Below are 21,125 nucleotides of genomic sequence, written 5' to 3'. Positions count from 1 at the left end.
GGGGATCCTCCGATCAATCGGCTTCTTCGTCAATCTCGCGGGCCAGTCGCACGCCGCGCTCATCGCGGATAAGGGACTGGTCGCCATCAAAAATGTCGTCAAAACCGCTCAGGACGGCAGGTTTCGGGGTATGCGCCTCGGCTTCGGCCGTATCTTCGCCAGCGTTGTGATAGATGATCTGTTTCCAGCATCTTGCGCTGTCATCGCCAAAGATCACCAGAAGATCACCCGGCGCGGCCCGTTCAAGCCCGGCAGTTACCGCTTCGACCTCATCCGGGATTAAGCTGATCGAGGATTCGGACACGCCATTGCGCATCAATTCCGTCTTGATCATCTGTGGTACTTCATCGTGACCGCGCCCGCGTCTCTGATCGTCGGCTTTGCAGATGTAATGATCGAAATGCCCGGCCAAGGTTGCCGCGCTTTCCACAATATCCTCGTCGCGCCGATCACCCGGCATCGCAGCGACCACGATACGTTCGCGCTTTACGTCCAGCCGGTCCACTAGGTCGGTGACCACGCCAATAGCTGCGGGGTTATGCGCGTAGTCCAGGATGACCTTGAACGGATGCTCATCATAGACATTCATCCGGCCTGGGGCCTGGAAATAGCTTGTATCAAAGGTCCGCAAACCGTGGCGGATATTGTCCAGATCAACACCGAAACTATAGGCCATCGCCGCCGCAAACATTGCGTTCTGGACGTTGAAGATGGCTTTGCCCTCCAAAGCAGCCGGTATCAGATGAGACCAGAGTACCGGCATGTGAAGGCCGTTGTCATAGATGGTCAGCATGTCGCCGTTCATGCCGCTTTCCAGAACGATGGCTTTGCCGCCTGCCTTGATATGCTGCTTTACCAGACTGTGCCCGGGATTGACGGTGACATAAAAGATCGACTCGACATCGGCATAATCCGCCATCTTCAGGCAGTTGAGATCGTCTGCGTTCAAAACCGCCGTATCGGTTGCGCTTTCGACAACGACACGTTTGACGACGGCCAGTTCTTCGACAGTGTTGATGCCGCGCAGGCCCAGATGATCTGCGGATACGTTCAGGCATGCGGCCACGTTGGATCGTTGATACCCCAGCCCGGACCGCACCAGCCCGCCCCGCGCGGTTTCCATGACCGCAAAATCCACAACCGGGTCGCGCAGTACGATCTGCGCCGATTTCGGGCCGGTCATATCGCCTTTGACGCTGAGCTTGCCGTCAACATAAACCCCATCCGTCGAGGTCATGCCCACCGTTTTGCCGCTGCCCTTCATGATATGGGCAAGCATCCGCGAGGTGGTTGTTTTTCCGTTTGTCCCAGTGATGGCGGCAATCGGAATGCGTGCCTCCTCTCCGACGGGAAACAGCATGTCCATGACCTTGCCCGATACATCACGCGACTGACCTTCCGAGGGTGCCACATGCATACGGAACCCGGGTGCCGCGTTGACTTCGACAATTGCGCCGCCGATTTCCTTGTAGGATTTGGTGATGTCATCGATCAGGAAATCGACACCTCCCACATCCAGACCCACTGCCATGATCGCGCGCTCGGCCATGTCGCGGTTATCGGGGTGCACGACATCGGTCATGTCGATCGACGTCCCGCCTGTCGACAGGTTGGCCGTAGACCGAAGATAAAAAATCTCACCCTCCGGCAAAACGGTCTCGGCGCTGTGACCGGCGTCAGCCAGCAGCCGGTTGGCCTGATTGTCAAGCTCCAGCTGTGTCAGCACCTTCTCGTGACCAATCCCGCGCCGCGGATCGAGGTTCACGATATCAATCAGCTCGGCGATTGTGCTTTTGCCGTCCCCGACCACATGCCCGGGCACGCGCTTGGCGACAGCTTCCAGCTTGTTGTTGATCACAAGCATCCGGTGGTCGAACCCGGTGACAAAGCTTTCCACCAGAATGGCGCGGCTTTTGGAGTGTTCCTTGGCCTCATGAAACCCGGCCTCGACCTCGGTATCGGAATTCAGGTTGATTGACACGCCGCGCCCATGGTTTGCATCAAGCGGTTTCACGACCACCGGATGACCAATGCGCCGCGCCGCCCGGACAGCTTCACGGGCGCTGTAAACCATATGCTGTTTGGGCACCGGCAGGCCCAGATCGTTCAGCAGATTGTGGGTGTCTTCCTTATCGCAGGAAATCTCGACAGCGATATGTTTGGTTTCAGACGTGATCGTTGCCTGAATGCGTTTCTGATACTTGCCATGGCCGAACTGGACCAACGAATACTCGTTCAACCGCAACCACGGGATGTCACGTTCTTCCGCGGCCTTGACCAGAGATCCGGTTGAGGGGCCGAATTCCTTGCGCTGTGCCCGCAGCACGAAAGTGCGCAATTCGTCTTCCCAGTCGAATTCCGGGTCAAATTCATAATCGGACTGATCCTTCAGCGCTTGCGGCAGAAGATGCATCAGCAACCGAAGCGCCAGCTTGCCCGCATCAAGGCCGACATCGCGCTGGCGATATTGGTAAACCATGTTGTATTGCCCGGGCTCACCGGTGGATCGGGTTCGCCCAAAGGTCACATCCGTTCCCGCCACGCCCTGGATTTCCAATGCGCAATGTTCCATCACATGGCCCAGCCAGGTGCCTTCGTCTTCCCGCAGACGCCGGATAAAACCACCCGGTTCGCGATACGAGCAGCCGTGCTCGGACAGGCCCGGCAGCGCCGCAATCAGGCCATCAATGAACTCGGGGCCGATCTTTGCCGACGGCCAGTCTTCCAAAAATCCCAAATCAACGACGTGTCTAATAACCGGAAAACTTGCCCAGACATTGGGGCCGACATAGACATTGGTTGAGACGATTTTCATAGGCTTCCCCGTTTGAGGTTTGTTGTTTTTTTGCGGTCACTCAACATTGCCGCCTGACACTGGAAGGGTGCAGAACGCTGCATGTTCGTCGGGTGGATAGGCTTGACGACCCGTCAGATCATAACGGCACCCTTCACCCAAAACGTCAAGACGAAGGCCTAACAGGCTGAGCGCCTCACCCCGCCGCGCGTCCCACATCGAGGAATGGGTCAGATGACTGGCGTCAACCACGGTCACAGTTCCGCTGCCCACAACCTCGATAACGTTGTCGGGGCCGATAAAGGCAGCGGTGTCTTCGTCGATCCCCAGACCGATCAGAAAAGGGTTGAACGATGACGCGGTGAGCAGACGCCCCAGCCGATTGCGTTGGGTGAAGTGCTGATCGATGATCACCGCGTTGGTCAGCCCCATACCGGGGGCCAGGGTGATGTTGCCCTCGGCGGGTCCGGCGTTGCTGCTACCGCCGGCGACCATATGCTCTGACATGATCGAAGCGCCCGCCGATGTTCCCGCAACCGGAACGCCCGCCGCATTTTTGCGGCGAATTTTCTGGGCTACAAGCGTGCCGCCAAGAATGGCCGACAGGCGCAGCTGATTGCCCCCCGTCATGAATATTCCGGTTGCCCGATCCAGCATCTTGGCAAAGTCCGGGTTGTCACAATCGGCCCGTCGCGAGATCGGGAGAAACTCGACCTGCCCAGCCCCGAGATCCGAGAAGATGCGGTGATAATCGGGCCCGGTTTCCTCGAGCATCGATGCGGTCGGGATCACCACGATATCTGCATCCGCACCGCCGGACAGTTCGAGGAATTTCCGGTGAATCTGCATCTCCTTGACCCGGTCTTCGCCGCCGCCGATCGGAATGATAAATCCGCGATCCGTGTCATCCTGTGCTGGTGCTGGGCACATGGCTGTTCCTTGTCTTTCGTTCGTCCCGAGTGTTCCGGAGGGTTACTTTGCGGTTTCGTACAGGCCCTGCCGCACGGTCTGATGATCCTGTACGTGCCAGGCACCCCGAGCCATAACATCCCGAATACCCAGATCACCATCCAAAATCACCAGATCGGCATCCCTGCCGGCATCCAGACGGCCTTTGTGGTGCAATTTCAGCAAGTCCGCGACATTGCTTGTCAGTGGGGCCAGCGCCTGAGCAAGAGGCACGCCCAGACCAACAAGTTCGGCCAAAGTGTCGGGCAAGGTCTGGGACACGCCTACGCCGAACCGCGTCAGCTGCCCCTCGCTGTCGAAACTGGGTAGACAACCACCGCCGTCCGAGCTGATGGTAAAGCGGTCCATCCGGCATCCGGCGTCGCGAAAGCGCAGATAGGCCTGGGCGGCAGAGACACCGGGGTCGACATGGCCATCAGGAAAGGCGGTTGCATCAATAAAGCAGCCATGCCGCGCAAGCGCGATGGCTTGTTCCAGCAAGGGCAGGTTTCTGTTCACATGGGTCGGGTTGAACACCCGCGCAGGGATTTCGCAGACATCGATGGCCTGTTCCAGCATCTCGAGGCCACGGGCCCCGTCGCCCATGTGAAAATGGACGATCCCGGCTTTGCCGGTCATCAAACCGGCCACATGTGCCTCGCTGGCGATCCGCAGCACCTCGTTCAGGGTGGGTTGGCTGGATCGGTGATCGCTCAGCGCCAGCTCTCCTACGCCGATCACCGGGTCAAGAAACACGATATCTCCGCGTGCGGATCCGGTCAGCGTCGTAAGCGGAACATGATAGCCGCCGGTGTGACACCACGCTGACAGCCCTTCTTCGCGCAGCCCGTAGGCTTGCGTGACCAAGCCTTCGGTATTGCGAGTCAGATCATCCGTCCCAAGAACGCCAACAACCGAGGTAACCCCGGCCGAGGTAAAGGACGACAGGAGAAGAGGCGGGACCCGACTGGACGGGCCGGTTTCGCCCCCGCCGCCGGTGATATGGGCATGCCCATCAATAAATCCGGGAACGACCGCTGCACCTTTGAGATCATGGACGGACGCATCCAGCGCCGCAGGTAAGCTGGGTTGCTCGGCGCCAAGGTAAACGATTTGTTCCCCTGCGATCAGAATCGAGCCCAGTCCAAGCGGGTCCGGCGCATGAATATCTGCGTTGGTTAAAAGTGTGAGCACGCGCATGACCTTTCGAAACGTTTATCGTTTTCGTAAAGGCTTGGGCCACGGTTTACAAACTCAACACCGTTTATTCTTGTTCAGCGTCAGTGAGCGCATTTGCGTGTTCAAATGTCAGGAATGATCCTGCGGCTAGTCCAGAATCAGGTCTCCGGATACCGAGTTTTGTACGACGCGCAAAGCGTTTGGAATGTCGTTTGCCAGGGCGCGTTCTCGCGCACGATCGGGGGGCAGGTCGTGCGTCAGCCATCTTTTGATCAGGCGTTTTTCCAATGTCTTTTGCGGGACGTTCAGGAACACCGACATCACCCAGTACCGGCGTAGCTCTGCCCATCCGGGTTCGTCCAGAAGAAGGTAATTGCCCTCGACCAGTACGATCCGCTGATCAGTCGCAATCACCGATCTGGCGGCTATGGCCTTGTCCAGAGTGCGGTCAAACTCGGGCACTGCAATCTCATCCTCGACCAAAAGACGTCTGAGCAAGGCGTGCAGCCCGGCAATGTCGAAAGTCTCGGGTGATCCTTTGCGGTCCAACATGCCGCGTGCAGTCAGGATCGCGTTGTCATAGTGGAATCCGTCCATCTGCACGAGGCCGACCGAGAGTCCGCGTCGGTGCAACGCGGACAGCGCCCGTGCCGCCACGGTCGACTTTCCTGCACCCGGCGGTCCGGCCAGCGCAACAAGGCGACGTGTGGGCTGCGGTGGCAAGGCGGCTATTGCGTCGGCGACCTTTTCGGCCTGCACATCGGCTGTAAAGGGCTCGGCGCTCACGCCGCCTGGTCCTCGGCGGGCGGTTCCTTTGCGCCGGTCATAAAGGCCACCGCGTCTGACATCGAATAATCCTTGGGATCGATGACACAGAGCCGCTTGCCCAGACGATGGACGTGAATCCGATCTGCGACTTCGAAAACATGCGGCATGTTATGGCTGATCAGAATGATCGGAATGCCGCGCGACTTCACATCTAGGATCAATTCCAGCACTTTGCGGCTTTCCTTGACCCCCAGCGCCGCGGTCGGTTCGTCCAGAATGATCACCTTGGACCCAAATGCAGCGGCGCGGGCCACGGCAACCCCCTGACGCTGGCCACCCGACAGGGTTTCAACGGCCTGATTGATGTTCTGGATCGTCATCAGGCCCAGTTCCGTCAGCTTGTCGCGGGCAAACTTCTCCATCGCGGGACGGTCGAGCATACGCAACCATGACCCAAGCGGACCCTTGCGCCGGATTTCCCGCCCCATGAACATGTTATCGGCAATGGACAGGGCAGGGGACATGGCCAGCGTCTGGTAGACGGTTTCGATCCCGGCTTCGCGCGCATCAATCGGTGAATGGAAGTTGACCTTTTCGCCATCCAGCCAGACGTCGCCCTCGTCCGGTGATACTGCCCCCGAGACCGCCTTGATCAGGGTGGACTTTCCGGCCCCGTTATCGCCGATCACGGCCAGAATTTCTCCGGGCATCAGATCGAAATCGCATTGGTCCAGAGCGGTCACCTTGCCATACCGTTTGACCAGATTGCGTCCTTTGAGAATGGGTTCCATCAGGCTGCTACCTTTCTGATCCACTGGTCCACCGCAACAGCGGCAATGATAAGAATGCCGATCAACAGGAAGGTCCATTGGGCGTCGGCCCCCAACAGCCTGAGGCCCAATGTGAACACGCCGACAATCAGCGCGCCGAACAACGACCCAAGGATCGAACCGCGCCCGCCGAACAGCGATATCCCTCCGATCACAACCGCCGTTATACTTTCGATATTGGCCAATTGCCCCGACGTGGGTGAAACCGAACCGATCCGCCCGATCAGGGCCCATCCTGCAAAGGCGCAAATCAGACCCGACAGCATGTAAACTGAAATCAGGGTGCGATGCACGTTGACCCCGGACAGCTCGGCCGCTTCAGGGTCGTCACCGACCGCATAGACATGTCTGCCCCAGGCTGTGTGCCGCAGGGCGTAGGCCAGACCCAGAATGAGCACCAGCATAAACACAACGCCCACGGTGAAGACCGCGCCGCCGACGTTGAATTTGGCCCCGAACAGCTGAAGGATCGGTGCGTTTGCCTCGATATCCTGCGACCGGATGGTCTCGTTCTGTGAATACAGGAAGTTCGCGGCCAGCACGATTTGCCACATGCCCAGTGTTACGATGAAAGGCGGAAGCTTGATGCGGCTGACGAGAAAGCCGTTCAACGCGCCGATTGCCGCGCCGACTGCCAGGCCACAGACAATCGCGATGGTTGGGGGCAGACCATAGCGAAAGGTGAATTGCCCCATAACAACGGAAGACATCACCATGATCGCCCCGACGCTCAGGTCGATACCTGCGGTCAGAATCACAAGGCTCTGGGCGGCGGCGACGATGCCGACGATCTGAACCTGCTGCAGGATCAGTGTCAGTGCGAAGGGTGAAAAGAACTTTGACCCAAGCAGGACACCGAAGATGACAATCGCGGCGATCAGGACGATCAGCGGCACAAGAGATGGATTTATGTGCAGAAAATGCTGGATGGTCCCGACGACCCCCCGGCGGTGATCCTCAAATTCGGCTACACGTTCCGGACTCCCATGCGCAGCGGATTCAAAGTCGTCGGATTGTCGAGACGTGTCGGACATATAGCTTCCCCCATGGGTCAAGAACCCGTCTGTGGAACACAATAGCAAAGATTCTGATGAGTTTGATATTTACGTCGAGAGGCCGCAAAGGCGGCCTCTCGGCAGGTCAGGTTAACCCCAGCAGAGGTCCATGCCTTCTTTGACGGTGATCGACTCGACCCCGTCCGCTGTCTTGTCGGTCACAAGGGCAACACCGGTATCAAAGAAGTCTTTTCCCGGTGTGTTTTCAGGCTTCACACCTTCTTCCGCCCATTTCTTGACGGCTTCGACGCCCAGCGACGCCATGAGAAGCGGATATTGCTGCGATGTCGCACCGATCACTCCGTCCGAAACGTTCTGGACGCCGGGGCATCCGCCATCGACCGAAACGATCAGAACATCGTTCTCGCGCCCAATGGCCTTCAGCGCTTCGTATGCGCCCGCTGCAGCCGGTTCATTGATTGTGTGAACCACATTGATCGTCGGGTCCTTGGCCAGAAGGTTCTCCATCGCGCGGCGACCGCCTTCTTCGTTGCCTGCGGTCACGTCGCTGCCGACCAGGCGCGGGTCACTTTCGTCCCCGATCACGTTCGGGTCCGCCAGATCTACGCCGAAGCCCTGCAAAAAGCCCTGATTGCGCAAAACGTCGACCGTGGGCTGGCTGACCGCCAGATCCAGCGTGGCGATCTTGGCATCCGCAGCAGCATCGCCAAGCGTGGCTTTCGCCCATTGTCCAATCAGAAGGCCCGCAAGGAAATTGTCGGTCGCGAAGGTGGCATCGGCCGAGTCGATCGGCTCTAGCGGTGTATCGAGTGCGATCACCAGAACACCTGCATCGCGTGCTTGTTTCACTGCGGGAACAATGGACGAGGTATCAGAGGCGGTCAGCAAAATACCCTTGGCACCGTCGAGAATACAGGTCTCGATCGCCTGTACCTGAGTCTCATGATCCCCGTCCACCTTGCCTGCAAACGCTTTCAGCGTCATGCCAAGCTCTTCGGCCTTTGCAGTTGCGCCCTCTTTCATTTTCACGAAGAAGGGGTTGGTGTCTGTCTTGGTGATAAGGCACACGGTGGTCTCGGCCATTGCGGACCCGGCCATAACGGCGAATGCAAGCGCCGAGGCGCCGGCAAGCTTTGATAAGTTCATTCTTAATCCTCCCAGTATCTCCCGTGCCCTAAGTCGGCACATAAGCGATCGGGTGAAATTGAACCCGATCACACGGCAAAAGCATCCTCAGATTCGAGATGTGAGTCAATAAATAAATCACTCTTATTTATTATTGACAGATGACAACCCATTCCACATTTTCAAACAGTGGAGGGTCGATTGTGACGTCAGAACCAACACCGCAAGCCATTGCCCCGGATCGGGTGTCGAATGTGCGCGGTACAAATCAAAGTGGAATGCGGGCGCATAATGAACGTCTTGTGTTGTCTCTGGTTCGGCGGCACGAGGCGCTGGCTAAATCCGAAATTGCCCGCATGACGGGTCTGTCCGCACAGACGGTTTCGGTCATTATGCGACAGCTGGAAAAGGATGGTCTTCTGCTGAGGGGAGAGCCTGTTCGGGGCAAGGTCGGGCAACCCTCGGTTCCGATGCGTCTGAATCCGGAAGGGGCGTTGTTCTTTGGTCTGAAGGTTGGGCGTCGCAGCTCGGAACTGGTGATGACCGATTTTCTGGGCAATGTGCGCCAGCGTGCCCGGCGCACCTATGACTATCCGACCCCTGATGACACTCTGGATTTTGCGGCGAAGGCGCTGGACGACATGATCTCGGGGGTATCGCCGGACATGCGTGGCAGGATCGCCGGGCTGGGTATCGCGATGCCGTTTTTCCTCTGGGACTGGGCGCAGACCTTGCAAGTTCCGCAGAATAAGATGGACGCTTGGCGCACTGCCGATATCAAGGCCGCGCTGGCGTTGCGATTTGACATCCCGATTTTCGAACAGAATGACGCAACCGCAGCGTGCGGGGCAGAACTGGTCTTTGGCCCGTCGGGCGGGCCTGATGATTTTCTGTATTTCTATGTCGGGTATTTCATCGGTGGCGGGGTGGTTCTGAATGGCGCGATCTTTTCCGGTCACGGCAATGCCGGCGCATTGGGTCCGCTGCCAGTTCCGGATGCCGGGGGCGCGATCAAACCGCTGATCGACGTTGCCAGTCTTTATGTTTTGGAAAGATCCATAACTTCAAATGGGCAGGACGCCGCTCTGCTGTGGGAAATGTCCGAGCGTTGGGACATACCGAAGGATGTGTTAGAGACGTGGTTGCACCACGCGGCTGTCGGGCTGGCCTATGCCATCGCAACATCCTGCAGCGTCATCGATTTCGAATGTGTCAAGATCGATGGATGGATGCCGCCCGAGGTCAAGGCCCGATTGATCGAAGCCGTTGAAGACCAGTTGTCAGAGATGAATCTGACTGGGTTGGAAAGACCTATAATCTCAGCCGGGACCGTTGGGCCGGACGCGCGGGCCCTAGGCGCGGCAAGCCTCCCCCTGTCCGAGCGTTATCTGGTCGAGGGCTGACAATTGGTTGAGCAGAGACGCTCATGATCGCTACGGCGAAGGGTTCTTAAACGGCAACAAGGCGCGGCACGGGCGGGCGCAAGGTTGCCTCTTACGCTTGCGTGTGTAGTTCATTGGGCCCTGTGGACAATGGCGATCCCTGAAGGACTCGAACCCTCAACCTGCTGATTAGAAGTCAGCTGCTCTATCCAGTTGAGCTAAGGGACCGCTGCGCCCTTCTTGCTGGTTTTACGCGCAGGGTTCAAGAGCCAAGCGCATGAAGGCGCTGTTGGGGTCCGGCGCGTAGCCATAGATCGGGCCGCAATAGGAATAGCCCAGCGATTCATACAGCCTGCGGGCCGCATCATATTCGGTCAAATGACTGGCACCGGTTTCAAGAACCAGCGCGGATATGCCTTCGGTTCGTGCGAGATCGGCAATATGGTCCATCATCATCCGCGCAAGCCCACGACCGCGCGCGCTGGAGAGGACATGGACAGATTTCACCTCGGCCGTGCCATCCGGCAGTGATTTGAGCGCACCGCATCCCAATGCCGTGTCAGCGTCATAAATCGCCCAGAACCGGATACCCGCCTCCTGCAGTGACTCAACATCCAGCGTGTGGTTCGATGTTTGCGGCGTGGCGTCCCAGCTATGGGCCAGATGAGCCTGAATGATGGGGCGCAGATCATCTGCGCCCGGATCGGCCTCGCGAATTTCGATCACTTCGGAGGCCTCAGATCAGTGGGTCCAGGGACCGCGCCGCCTTGTGGCAAAATTCTCACCATAGCCACCGGCGCGCACGTTCGGCTTGCGCTTGTGCGGCTCGGACACCTGCGCGTCGATGCCATTGTCTTTGGCGTAATCCAGCGCCTCTTTCTTGGTGTCAAATTTCAGGCGTACTTGGGTCTGCGTGTCGCTGGACGAGGTCCAGCCCATCAGCGGATCAACCTCGCGCGACGAGGCAGGGGCATATTCCAGAACCCACTTGCGGGTCTTGGCCATCCCCGAGGTCATCGCGTTTCGCGAAGGCTGGTAAATCCGTGCGCGCATGTCGCCTCTCCGTACTCACTTGGCTGGGCATGTTTATGCGTCAGAGCGCGGGCGGGGACAAGATGACAAATGTCGCGGCGCGCTGATGTCAGAACCTGTCATCAATCCGCGCTAGACCGGGCGCAATTCAAACACGAGGGCAGCACGTGCCGCAAAAGTGCAGGAGAATACACAGATGCAGCCCGCCTGACCCCCGATCCCCCCTTGCAGATGGACAAAATAAGAACAAATGTAAGGGCCTGATCCCCGGAGCCCGCCGATGCCCTACGCCCATTCCGACAAGACCCAGCTGACCGCTGAAGACGTCCGCGCCCGCCTGAAACTGGAAGGCGGCAAGCAATTCGTGATGCATACCGAGTTCAATGCGGCAGGCGACCAGCCGACGGCAATCAAGGAACTGGCGGGCGGCGTTCTGGACGGCGAGCGCGATCAGGTTCTGCTGGGCGCGACCGGGACCGGCAAGACTTTCACTATGGCCAAGGTGATCGAAGAAACCCAGCGCCCCGCCATCATCCTTGCGCCCAACAAGACGCTGGCGGCGCAGCTATATGGCGAGTTCAAGGGCTTCTTCCCCGAAAACTCGGTGGAATATTTCGTTTCTTATTACGATTACTATCAGCCCGAGGCCTATGTCCCGCGGTCGGACACCTATATCGAGAAAGAGTCCCAGATCAACGAACAGATCGACCGGATGCGCCACTCGGCCACCCGCGCGCTGCTGGAACGCGATGACGTGATCATCGTCGCCTCGGTGTCCTGCATCTACGGTATCGGCTCGGTTGAAACCTACGGCGCGATGACGCAAGACCTGAAGGTCGGCCACGAATACGATCAGCGGCAGGTCATGGCGGATCTCGTCGCCCAACAATACCGCCGCAATGATCAGGCGTTTCAGCGCGGCTCGTTCCGGGTGCGCGGCGACAGCTTGGAAATCTGGCCCGCCCACCTAGAGGACCGCGCATGGAAACTGTCCTTCTTCGGCGAGGAGTTGGAACAGATCACCGAGTTTGACCCTCTGACCGGTGAACGTGCGGCGACGATGGAGCATGTGCGCGTCTACGCAAACTCGCATTACGTCACGCCGAAACCCACGATGCAGCAGGCAATCATCGGCATCAAAAAGGAACTCCGCATCCGGCTGGACCAACTGGTCGGCGAGGGCAAACTGCTGGAAGCCCAACGCCTTGAACAGCGTACCAATTTCGACCTTGAAATGCTTGAGGCCACCGGCGTCTGTAACGGGATCGAGAACTACTCGCGCTATCTCACAGGCCGCGCCCCGGGCGAACCGCCCCCGACCCTGTTCGAATTCATCCCCGACAACGCCATCGTCTTCGCCGACGAATCCCACGTCTCGGTCCCGCAGATCGGCGGCATGTACCGCGGCGACTATCGCCGCAAATTCACACTGGCCGAACACGGCTTCCGCCTGCCGTCCTGCATGGATAACCGCCCGCTGAAGTTCGAAGAATGGGACGCCATGCGCCCGCAATCCGTCTTCGTCTCGGCCACCCCAGCTAAGTGGGAGATCGAGCAAACCGGCGGCGTCTTCACCGAGCAAGTCATCCGCCCGACCGGCCTTTTGGACCCCGAGGTCGAAATCCGCCCCGTGTCGATGCAGGTGGACGACCTGCTGGACGAGGTGCGCAAAGTCGCCGCCAACGGGTTCCGCACGCTGGTCACCACGCTGACCAAACGCATGGCCGAGGACCTGACCGAATACCTGCACGAACAGGGCATCAAAGTGCGCTACATGCACTCGGATATCGACACGCTGGAACGCATCGAAATCCTGCGCGACCTGCGGTTGGGGGCCTTCGATGTGCTGGTCGGCATCAACCTGCTGCGCGAAGGCTTGGACATCCCCGAATGCGGGCTGGTCGCCATTCTGGACGCGGATAAAGAGGGTTTCCTGCGCTCGGAAACCTCGCTGATCCAGACCATCGGCCGCGCCGCGCGGAACGCCGATGGCCGGGTGATCATGTATGCCGACAAGATCACCGGTTCCATGGAACGCGCCTTGGGCGAAACCAACCGCCGCCGCGCCAAACAGCTCGCCTATAATCAGGAACACGGCATCACGCCCGAGACGGTGAAGAAGAATGTCGAGGACGTTCTGGCCGGTCTCTACGAGGGCGACGTCGACATGAACCGCGTCACCGCCACCATCGACAAACCGATGCACGGCGCGAATTTGGAGGCGCATCTGGACGGTCTGCGCGAAAAGATGCGCAAAGCCGCCGAGAACCTCGAATTCGAAGAGGCCGCCAATATCCGAGATGAGATCAAACGTCTGGAAGCGGTCGATCTGGCCGTCGCCGACGACCCCATGGCGCGCCAATGGGCGGTTGAGAAAGCGTCAGAGGATGCCGTCAAGTCGCGCGGGAGGTCAACGGCTGGCAGGCCGGGGCAAAGGGGTGGGAATGTGAAGCGGCGGAAGCGGTGATGCCATCCAGTCGAGAAGTAATTCGTTTCTGCCCAACAAATGAGGTCACCGAAAAGGATAAGGCTACTTTCACATTGTTCAGGCAAAGAGTTCTGACTTTGCTAGAAAACTGGAACGACTTGAATGACGGTCTAAAGAATATCCCATTTAGTTTTTCTCGATCGGACGAAGGCCACATTACCGTCGATGACTTCCCCTTTAACATTCACCGGATGAAAGGCCTATATCTCGACTACAGAGTTTTCATTTCTAAACAAGAGTTTACAAATTTCGGGCGGATTGCCAACCAAACGAAAAAGTGCTTTCGATCGGTGCCAGTCATCTCTGAGGTAGAGAGGTTCCAACGCAGTTGGAACGAGAATCAAACGGCTCTGGGCGATTGGCACGGTTACAACCATGTGCAACTCACGGACAATTACTTTAACGGCAATCTGTTTCATACCGACCCAGACAAGCGGGAGTTTTTTCAAACTATCCAAAGTTCAATTTCAGACCCCGCATTTCACGCTACGCTGTGGTTGGACATTCACTTTAGACTACAACTGATATTGTCGCTCGCCTTCATTATAAAACCAGTTGCAGTTGGGGAAATGTTTGCTCAATTGCCTATTGAAGTTGCTGGACGTAACTCGGCCTAGTTCGCAATTGACTAAGCTGGAATAGTTGCTTCCGGAGATCTTCTCGGCGGTCTACAAGCGCTTAGCAACCGTAGGATGGGTTTCCAACCCATCGCGCCGCATCACCAAAACACATGATGGGGTAAAACCCCATCCTACACCGCCACAAAAAAGGGCGGGGAAACTCCCGCCCTGTCGCTCACCCCTTATCCCAATGGGCAATCACATCATACCCAACCGGCGTCGGCGGGCCTTCCATGAACTCGGCGAAATGGCCCCACAGCTCGGCCACTTTGGGCGCGTTTGCGTTTGAGGTCGCCTCGCTCTCGACCACCGAGACCACATAGCCCGAGCCGTCCTCGTTCATCACATTGGTAAAGCAGTGCATGCCGGGCATGCCCATGATTTCGGATTTAAGTTCATTCATTTTCGCCGTCGCCGCCTCGCGCGTGCCGGGCTTCATTTTGTATTGAGTAATACGTGCAAACATAACGTTCCTCCCTCGTCTGGCGAAATTGCCAAGCGGCGCGGCCGGAAGGGCCGTGCTGGGGAAACTTAACACAACATCAAGAAATCTCATATTGAGATTCATGATCTGCGGTCATTTTCAACCCTACGCTTTATCATTATCTGATACCTGACACTTCAGGGTTGAGGTATTTCCCAGTTCATCCGGTCTGATCCGGAATCGGCGGGAAATTCAGTCGTGATACTGCACGCAATCGGGTTTTGGCGAATTCCACAAACGCCCGGGTTTTTGCCGGGGCCCGGCGTCCTTCCGCATGTACCAGATGGATCGGCAACGGGGCTGGTTCGTGTTCGGCAAGAACAAGACGCAGCTTGCCTGCGTCCAGATCAGGGCCCACCTGATAGGACAGAACGCGGCACAAACCCCAACCGCTGCGTGCAACTGAAATCGCGGTGGCAACGCTGCTGACGGTCAAGCGGGGGTCAATCCGGATCGCCTCGTGCTGGGTGAGTCCGAACTTCCATTCCGGCAGAGGGCTGCCCGATGCCGCCGCGACGATCCGATGTGCCTGCAGGTCTGATGGGATTTGCGGAATGCCATGCGTCTCGAAATAGGAAGGCGCCCCGCAAATGACGCGCCGCACCTGCCCGACGCGGACAGCCATGAGGCCCGAGGACGGTAGCTCTCCGATCCGGACGGCAAGGTCAAAGCCCTCCTCGACCATATTCACGACCCGGTCGAGCATCACCACTTCGGCGGATACATCCGGGTAGGCGTCCAGAAAATCGGTTAGAATAGGGGTCACGTAGATACGCCCAAACTCGTTTGGACAGGTGATCCTCAGCTTGCCGACGGGTATGCTCGCAGCCCCCGAGGCCGCATCGTCCGCTGCCTGCAGCTGTGCCAGAATGTGGCGGGCATCTTCCAGATAGGCCGCGCCCACTTCGGTCAGCCTGACGCGCCGGGTGGTGCGGGTAAACAAGCGCGCGCCCAGCCGCAATTCCAGCGCATTGATGCCGCGTGTGGCAGACGGCGCGCTCAGGCCGGTTTTACGCGCGCCACCTGCAAAGCTTTCTGCTTCGGCGACGGCAATAAAGACTTCAAGGCTTTTGATACGATCCAAACCCGACCTCGCTGATTATCATCGTTTTGCAAAGCAATGAGTTTCCAATTCAGAGTATTAATACATTTTTCGACATAAACTAGATGTGGCTTGCAGAAACCAACGCAGGATGCCCTCGGATGACCGCTGAACCGCCACGCCCCCCTCTCCCTCCGTTCACGAAAGAGACCGCAATTCAAAAGGTGCGCCTAGCCGAAGATGGCTGGAACGGTCGCGACCCGGCCAAGGTTGCGCTGGCCTATACGCCCGACACCACCTGGCGCAACAGGGCCGAGTTTCCCAAAGGCCGCCAACAGGTCGAAGAGTTCCTGACCCGCAAATGGAACAAGGAACTGGATTACCGCCTGATCAAAGAGCTGTGGGCCTTCTCGGACAACCGGATCGCAGTGCGATATGCCTATGAATACCATGACGACAGCGGCAACTGGTTTCGTGCCTACGGGAATGAAAACTGGGAGTTCGATGAGAACGGCTTCATGGCCCACCGGCACGCGTCGATCAATGAATTGCCCATCAAAGAAGAAGACCGGAAATTCCGTTGGCCTTTGGGTCGGCGGCCCGATGACCATCCGGGTCTCAGCGATCTTGGCCTCTAATCAAAACAGGATACTGTGATGACACCGATCAAACTCTACCGAAACCCGAAATCCGGCCATTGCCACCGCGTTGAGCTGATGCTGGCCCTGCTGGATCTGCCATATGAAACGGTCGATCTGGATATGGCAAACGGCGCGCATAAAGCACCCGACTACCTGAAAATCAGCCCGTTTGGACTGGTGCCTGCCATTGATGATGCAGGATACACGCTGGCCGATTCAAACGCGATTCTGGTTTATCTGGTTCAAACCTATGCCAAAGGGTCCAACTGGATGCCGGAAGATCCCAAAACTGCGGCCGAGGTGCAGCGTTGGCTGACCGTCGCGGCGGACAATGTCTATTCCGGCCCCTGCGCGGCACGGCTGGTCAAAGTATTCGGCGCGCCTTTGGATCATCAGGCTGCAGTGACCAAAGCCCATGCCTTGTTTCAGGTGATGGATGCGCATCTGGACGGGCGCGAGTGGCTGGCCCACGACACGATCACAATCGCGGATGTGGCCGGGTACAGCTATATCGCTCATGCACCCGAGGGCGGTGTGAATCTGGCCCCATACCCGAATATCCGAGCATGGTTGGAGCGGATCGAAGGCCAGCCGAACTTTGTTGGAATGGTCCGGTCCCCCATACCCGAACTGGTCTGATCCATCGGGTCAGCCGGACGGGCTGACCCTCAATCACCTATGTACATGAAGGAGCGGATGCGATGGAAAGCCCTTTCCACGCAGGCGAACGTGCTGCGCAGATCAAGGCTGGCGTCGGTGACGTCGCGACATGGGCGGGCGGTTTTATCCGGGATCACATGCCGGAACAGCATCGCGCTTTTTATACATCGTTGCCGTTTCTGGTGTTGTCCGGCGCGGATGCATCAGGGTCAGTCTGGGTCACTCTGGTCGATGGGCCCGAAGGGTTTGTACGGTCCCCAGATCCCCGGACCCTGACGCTGGCGACGGGTCTCGATAGCCAGGACCCGCTGCATGCGGCATTTTCGGCGGGGGCCGAGGTCGGTCTGATCGGGATCGAACTGGCCACGCGCCGCCGCAACCGACTGAGCGGGTTTGTCGGTCCGTCCGCGCAGGGTTTTCAGCTGGATGTCCGCCAGACCTTCGGGAACTGTCCGCAATACATCCACGAAAGGGCTTGGCGGCGCGAAGACGCGAACATGCCCGACAAAGCCCGGCGCAGCACCCAACTCAGCCCCGACCAGATGGCATGGATCAAACAGGCCGACACGCTCTTCATCGGGTCCGGCACGCTGAACGAGGCCTCGGGTCCGGCGCGGGGTTTTGATGCCTCGCATCGGGGTGGCGCGCGCGGATTTGTGCAGATCAAATCGCCAAACCATCTGCGCATCCCGGATTATTCGGGCAACAACTTCTTTAACACCATCGGCAATCTGCTCAGCGACCCTCGCATCGGTCTGGTGTTCATTGATTTCGAAACCGGCAGCCTGCTGCATTTGTCCGGTCGTGCCGAGATCGACTGGTCGCTCGGGGATGCCCGGGACCCTGACGCGTGGCGTATGATCGATATGACCATCGACACCGTTATCGAGCGCCCCTGTGCGCTGGCTTTGCGCTGGGCCCGTCAGGATGCGGCCGATCGTGTGCTCCGGGTTGCCCGGCGGGTCCGGGAAACAGAAGAAATCATGTCGTTCTATCTGACGCCTACGGATGGCCAACCACTGTGGCCGTTCCGGGCAGGTCAGCACTTGCCGATCTCGGTGTACCTACCGGGTCAAACAGCGGCGCAGCGGCGGACCTACTCACTCTCGGGATCACCGTACGACAAAGATACGTACCGCCTGACAGTCAAGCGCGCGCCCGGGGGGCAGGTCTCGGGTTACCTCCATGACGCTTTGCGGGAAGGAGCAGAGGTAACGGCCTCGCGCCCGTCAGGTGACTTTGTGATCCCAAGCAGCGATGCCCCGCTTGTGCTGGTCAGCGCCGGTGTTGGCCTGACGCCCATGGTGTCGATGCTGCATGCCGCTGTCACGCGCCAGTCAAACCAGCGCATATGGTTCATACACGGGGCCAGAAGCGGCACGGATCACGCGTTGTCGCCTGAAATCGAAGGGCTTTTGCAAGCGCATCCTGATGCAGTGGGACAGGTCTATTACAGTCGCCCGGACCTGCATGACGCGCCGCACAAAACCGGACGCATCACCGTGCAGGATTTGTTGAATTTGGGCGCGGGTGACGGGGCACAGTATATGCTGTGCGGCCCGGCACCGTTTTTGTCCCAGCTTCAGGCCGGTCTGGAACAGGGCGGCGTGCCCGCCCGCAATATCCATTTCGAAAGCTTCGGGTCGTCCGACCCGTGAGTCAGAGTTCAGGCTGTGAAGAAGTCGATGTCAAAGCTGTTCGACCTTTACCGAATCCGCCGGGTAAAAAGCCAGATATTCTTTGATTTCGGCAACAGTTGGGATCGGGTCCTCATAACTCCACGCCGCGTTCTCTGTGACCGAGGATTTGTTGACGATGGAAAAATGTGTGGCATCGCCCTTATGCGGGCAATGGGTCACCTTATCTGAGCGATCCAGAAAGGCCATCGCGATATCGGCGCGGGGGAAATAGATCACCGGGTCCAGGTTGCCCTCGAACAACTCCAGCGCGTTGGTCGTTTCACCCAAAATCGCACCGCCGGACCGGACGCTCCATTTTCCCGGTGCTTTGCGAATTTTTGTCAGATCGGTCATTTCCACTTCTCCCCTTGGGCCAAGGCCCATTCCTGTGTCCACTTTATGTGAAAGTGCGATGTCAGATCGGCGCCGTTGCGGCATCCAACCACAGCTGAGCGTCATCGCCCAGCCTTGGGCGGACTTTATCCGCAACGCCACGATGGTAAGCGTTCAGCCACGCGCGCTCATCTGCTGACAGCATGCTTGTCATGATCAGACGCCGATCAATCGGAACATAAGTCAACGTCCGCCAACACAGCATAGCGCGTTCGGGATCTGCGGTCGGAAGGGCCGGTGCCTCTTGCACGACAAGAAGATTTTCGATGCGGATGCCAAAGGCTCCTTCGCGGTAATATCCCGGCTCGTTCGACAGGATCATGCCGGGTTCAAACGGGACATGACTGACCTTTGACAGACGCTGCGGCCCCTCATGCACACTCAGATAGGCCCCGACCCCATGGCCAACCCCGTGGTTGAAATCCTGCCCCGCAGTCCAAAGCGGCGCGCGCGCAACGCATTCGATGTCGCGCCCTGCAAGCCCCACTGGCCAGCGCAACACGGACATGGCGATCATCCCCTTGAGAACCCGGGTGAAACAGGCTCTTTCTTCGTCCCCGACCTCTCCAATCGCAATCGTTCGAGTGATGTCGGTGGTCCCGTCCAGGTATTGCCCTCCACTGTCCAGCACCAGAAGATGCCCATTCTGTAACCGGGAATCCGTTTCTTCGGTTACGCGGTAGTGCATGATTGCACCGTTGGGCCCGGTGCCCGCGATCGTGTCGAACGAGATGTCCTGAAGGGCGTTGTCTTTGCGCCGGTTTGCCTCCAGACGGCTGACCACCTGGGTCTCGGTCAGGCTGCCCGGCGTCTGCTTGTCGAGCCAGCACAGGGTTTCGATCACGGCGACTGCATCCCGCAGATGCGCTTCGGCGCTTCCTGCGATTTCCGCTGCATTCTTGCAGGCTTTGGGCAAGGCGCACGGATCGCCATCATCCACCATCTTGTCCTGCAACACATCGGCCACCGCTTGCGGCAGCGTGCCCAGGTCCACCTGAATTTTGCCTTGCAGCGCGGCGGCGACACCCAGAAAGGCAGATGGCGCATGAAGACGCACCTGTTCGCTCAGTTGAACTGTTAGTTTTTCCTCCGCCATGAACAGGTCCACACGACCAGTGTCGTGCAGAATGGCGAACCCGTGCGCTACCGGATTATACCTGACATCCGAGCCCCGAATGTTCAGCAACCACATGATCGAGTCCGGCAAAGTGATCACGGCGGCGCTGTTGCCCGCCTCCCGCAACGCTTCGGACAATCGTTTGATCTTGCTATCGGCGGTTTCTCCGGCAAACTCCACCGGATGTAATTTGACCGGACTCATAGGGGGATCGGGTTGATCCGACCACACACGGTCGATCAGGTTATCACACCGCACAAGCGCGATCCCGGTATCTGCAAGTTCCTTCTGAGCAGAAGAGATTTGTCGGGCAGCATGCAGCCAGGGGTCAAAACCAACTTTGCCCCCCTGCGGCAACTGTTCTTTCAACCATGCGCTCAGACCGACATCGGGCCAGGGCACCGGAGTATAGTCGCTTGCCAACTGCGCTTTGACCTGTGTGCGGTAACGGCCATCGATAAACACGCCAGCCACGTCCGTCAGAACGGCACAAAAACCGGCAGAGCCCGTAAACCCCGTCAACCACGCCAGTCGCTCGTCCCGCGGGGCGACATATTCTCCCTGATGGGCGTCGGCGCGCGGGACCAGAAACCCGGCCAATCCGTCGCGCAGCATCTCCGCGCGCAAGGCTGCCAACCTGGGAGGCCCCTGTTCCGGACGTGCCGTGACCGCAAAGGACTGAAACATGATCTCCCCTTTCATTGTCTTGCCCGGGAACCTGCGGCGCAATGCGCCAAATGTCCAGATGCCGGGTTCTTTTCAGGTCATCTGCATCCAACCGACGGGCTCTGTTTAAAACAGGGGGCCACATCAAAGACCCATGATGGCGATAAAACCCCACGCAACCTTAATAAAACTATCGTCGGACCCGCCCATTCACTTCTTTGAACAAGCCCCACACTTCATCTTTTTAAAAATACTCCCGCC

Annotated in this window: 19 protein-coding genes and 1 tRNA gene; 6 read left to right on the top strand and 14 right to left on the bottom strand. The window is 58.3% G+C overall.

Annotation, left to right across the window (positions count from 1 at the left end):
- Positions 1-13: 13 nt before the first annotated feature.
- The 7 genes from cphA to ACRZ9X_RS21115 form a co-directional block, all read right to left on the bottom strand.
- The gene (gene cphA, locus ACRZ9X_RS21145) at positions 14-2,815 is read right to left on the bottom strand and encodes a cyanophycin synthetase (RefSeq protein WP_480522074.1); all 2,802 of its coding nucleotides are present in this window, start codon (positions 2,813-2,815) and stop codon (positions 14-16) included.
- A gap of 36 nt (positions 2,816-2,851) precedes the next feature.
- Positions 2,852-3,724, bottom strand: a complete 873-nt coding sequence (locus tag ACRZ9X_RS21140; protein ID WP_480522072.1) for a cyanophycinase — start codon at positions 3,722-3,724, stop codon at positions 2,852-2,854.
- 42 nt (positions 3,725-3,766) lie between these two features.
- Positions 3,767-4,936 carry a beta-aspartyl-peptidase gene (iadA, locus tag ACRZ9X_RS21135; RefSeq protein ID WP_480522071.1) on the bottom strand — a complete coding sequence of 390 codons (1,170 nt, stop codon included), beginning with the start codon at positions 4,934-4,936 and terminating at the stop codon, positions 3,767-3,769.
- Between the two features lie 132 nt (positions 4,937-5,068).
- Positions 5,069-5,707 carry a nucleoside/nucleotide kinase family protein gene (locus ACRZ9X_RS21130; protein WP_480522070.1) on the bottom strand — a complete coding sequence of 213 codons (639 nt, stop codon included), beginning with the start codon at positions 5,705-5,707 and terminating at the stop codon, positions 5,069-5,071.
- Positions 5,704-6,480, bottom strand: a complete 777-nt coding sequence (locus ACRZ9X_RS21125; RefSeq protein ID WP_480522068.1) for an ATP-binding cassette domain-containing protein — start codon at positions 6,478-6,480, stop codon at positions 5,704-5,706. Before ACRZ9X_RS21125 ends, ACRZ9X_RS21130 begins: the two co-directional genes overlap by 4 nt.
- Positions 6,480-7,553, bottom strand: a complete 1,074-nt coding sequence (locus ACRZ9X_RS21120; RefSeq protein WP_480522066.1) for an ABC transporter permease — start codon at positions 7,551-7,553, stop codon at positions 6,480-6,482. The genes ACRZ9X_RS21125 and ACRZ9X_RS21120 overlap by 1 nt, the downstream gene beginning before the upstream one ends.
- A 111-nt stretch (positions 7,554-7,664) precedes the next feature.
- Positions 7,665-8,681: a substrate-binding domain-containing protein gene (locus tag ACRZ9X_RS21115; protein ID WP_480522065.1), complete on the bottom strand. Its 1,017-nt coding sequence runs from the start codon at positions 8,679-8,681 to the stop codon at positions 7,665-7,667.
- 257 nt (positions 8,682-8,938) lie between these two features.
- On the opposite strand from ACRZ9X_RS21115, the gene ACRZ9X_RS21110 reads away from it, so the two are divergent.
- Positions 8,939-10,063, top strand: coding sequence for an ROK family transcriptional regulator (locus tag ACRZ9X_RS21110; protein WP_480522088.1), 1,125 nt, complete (start codon positions 8,939-8,941; stop codon positions 10,061-10,063).
- 130 nt (positions 10,064-10,193) lie between these two features.
- Here the strand turns inward: ACRZ9X_RS21110 and ACRZ9X_RS21105 are convergent.
- The 3 genes from ACRZ9X_RS21105 to ACRZ9X_RS21095 form a co-directional block, all read right to left on the bottom strand.
- Positions 10,194-10,270: transfer RNA gene (locus tag ACRZ9X_RS21105), tRNA-Arg, on the bottom strand.
- A 21-nt stretch (positions 10,271-10,291) separates the two neighbouring features.
- Positions 10,292-10,768, bottom strand: coding sequence for a GNAT family N-acetyltransferase (locus tag ACRZ9X_RS21100; protein WP_480522063.1), 477 nt, complete (start codon positions 10,766-10,768; stop codon positions 10,292-10,294).
- 15 nt (positions 10,769-10,783) lie between these two features.
- Positions 10,784-11,095 carry an ETC complex I subunit gene (locus ACRZ9X_RS21095; protein WP_480522062.1) on the bottom strand — a complete coding sequence of 104 codons (312 nt, stop codon included), beginning with the start codon at positions 11,093-11,095 and terminating at the stop codon, positions 10,784-10,786.
- A 259-nt stretch (positions 11,096-11,354) separates the two neighbouring features.
- Between ACRZ9X_RS21095 and uvrB the strand changes: the two genes are divergently transcribed.
- Together uvrB and ACRZ9X_RS21085 are read left to right on the top strand one after the other, a co-directional pair.
- Complete coding sequence (gene uvrB / locus ACRZ9X_RS21090; RefSeq protein WP_480522060.1) at positions 11,355-13,541, top strand: excinuclease ABC subunit UvrB; 2,187 nt, start codon at positions 11,355-11,357, stop codon at positions 13,539-13,541.
- A complete protein-coding gene (locus ACRZ9X_RS21085) occupies positions 13,541-14,179 on the top strand; it encodes a hypothetical protein (RefSeq protein WP_480522059.1) in 639 nt (212 codons plus the stop codon). Before uvrB ends, ACRZ9X_RS21085 begins: the two co-directional genes overlap by 1 nt.
- 178 nt (positions 14,180-14,357) lie before the next feature.
- Here the strand turns inward: ACRZ9X_RS21085 and ACRZ9X_RS21080 are convergent, their stop codons facing one another.
- Together ACRZ9X_RS21080 and ACRZ9X_RS21075 are read right to left on the bottom strand one after the other, a co-directional pair.
- Entirely contained in the window at positions 14,358-14,648 is a 291-nt protein-coding gene (locus ACRZ9X_RS21080) for a hypothetical protein (protein WP_480522057.1), read from the bottom strand.
- Between the two features lie 178 nt (positions 14,649-14,826).
- A complete protein-coding gene (locus tag ACRZ9X_RS21075) occupies positions 14,827-15,750 on the bottom strand; it encodes a LysR family transcriptional regulator (protein ID WP_480522055.1) in 924 nt (307 codons plus the stop codon).
- 119 nt (positions 15,751-15,869) lie between these two features.
- Here ACRZ9X_RS21075 and ACRZ9X_RS21070 point away from each other — a divergent pair, with 119 nt between their 5' ends.
- From ACRZ9X_RS21070 to ACRZ9X_RS21060, 3 genes are all read left to right on the top strand, one after another.
- Entirely contained in the window at positions 15,870-16,346 is a 477-nt protein-coding gene (locus ACRZ9X_RS21070) for a nuclear transport factor 2 family protein (RefSeq protein ID WP_480522054.1), read from the top strand.
- 18 nt (positions 16,347-16,364) lie between these two features.
- Positions 16,365-16,988 carry a glutathione S-transferase family protein gene (locus ACRZ9X_RS21065; protein ID WP_480522052.1) on the top strand — a complete coding sequence of 208 codons (624 nt, stop codon included), beginning with the start codon at positions 16,365-16,367 and terminating at the stop codon, positions 16,986-16,988.
- 62 nt (positions 16,989-17,050) lie between these two features.
- Positions 17,051-18,667 (top strand): FAD-binding oxidoreductase, encoded by a 1,617-nt coding sequence (locus ACRZ9X_RS21060; protein ID WP_480522051.1) that lies wholly within the window; start codon positions 17,051-17,053, stop codon positions 18,665-18,667.
- A gap of 30 nt (positions 18,668-18,697) precedes the next feature.
- Here the strand turns inward: ACRZ9X_RS21060 and ACRZ9X_RS21055 are convergent, their stop codons facing one another.
- On the bottom strand, positions 18,698-19,042 hold the full coding sequence (locus ACRZ9X_RS21055; protein WP_480522050.1) for a DUF427 domain-containing protein: 345 nt from the start codon (positions 19,040-19,042) through the stop codon (positions 18,698-18,700).
- Positions 19,043-19,103: 61 nt separating this feature from the next.
- Positions 19,104-20,885: an aminopeptidase P family protein gene (locus ACRZ9X_RS21050; protein ID WP_480522049.1), complete on the bottom strand. Its 1,782-nt coding sequence runs from the start codon at positions 20,883-20,885 to the stop codon at positions 19,104-19,106.
- Between the last annotated feature and the right edge of the window lie 240 nt (positions 20,886-21,125).

Source organism: Ruegeria sp. AL1 (genome assembly GCF_056540905.1).
The sequence above is the reverse complement of the archived record's forward strand: the minus strand, read 5'-3'. Positions and strand labels throughout refer to the sequence as shown.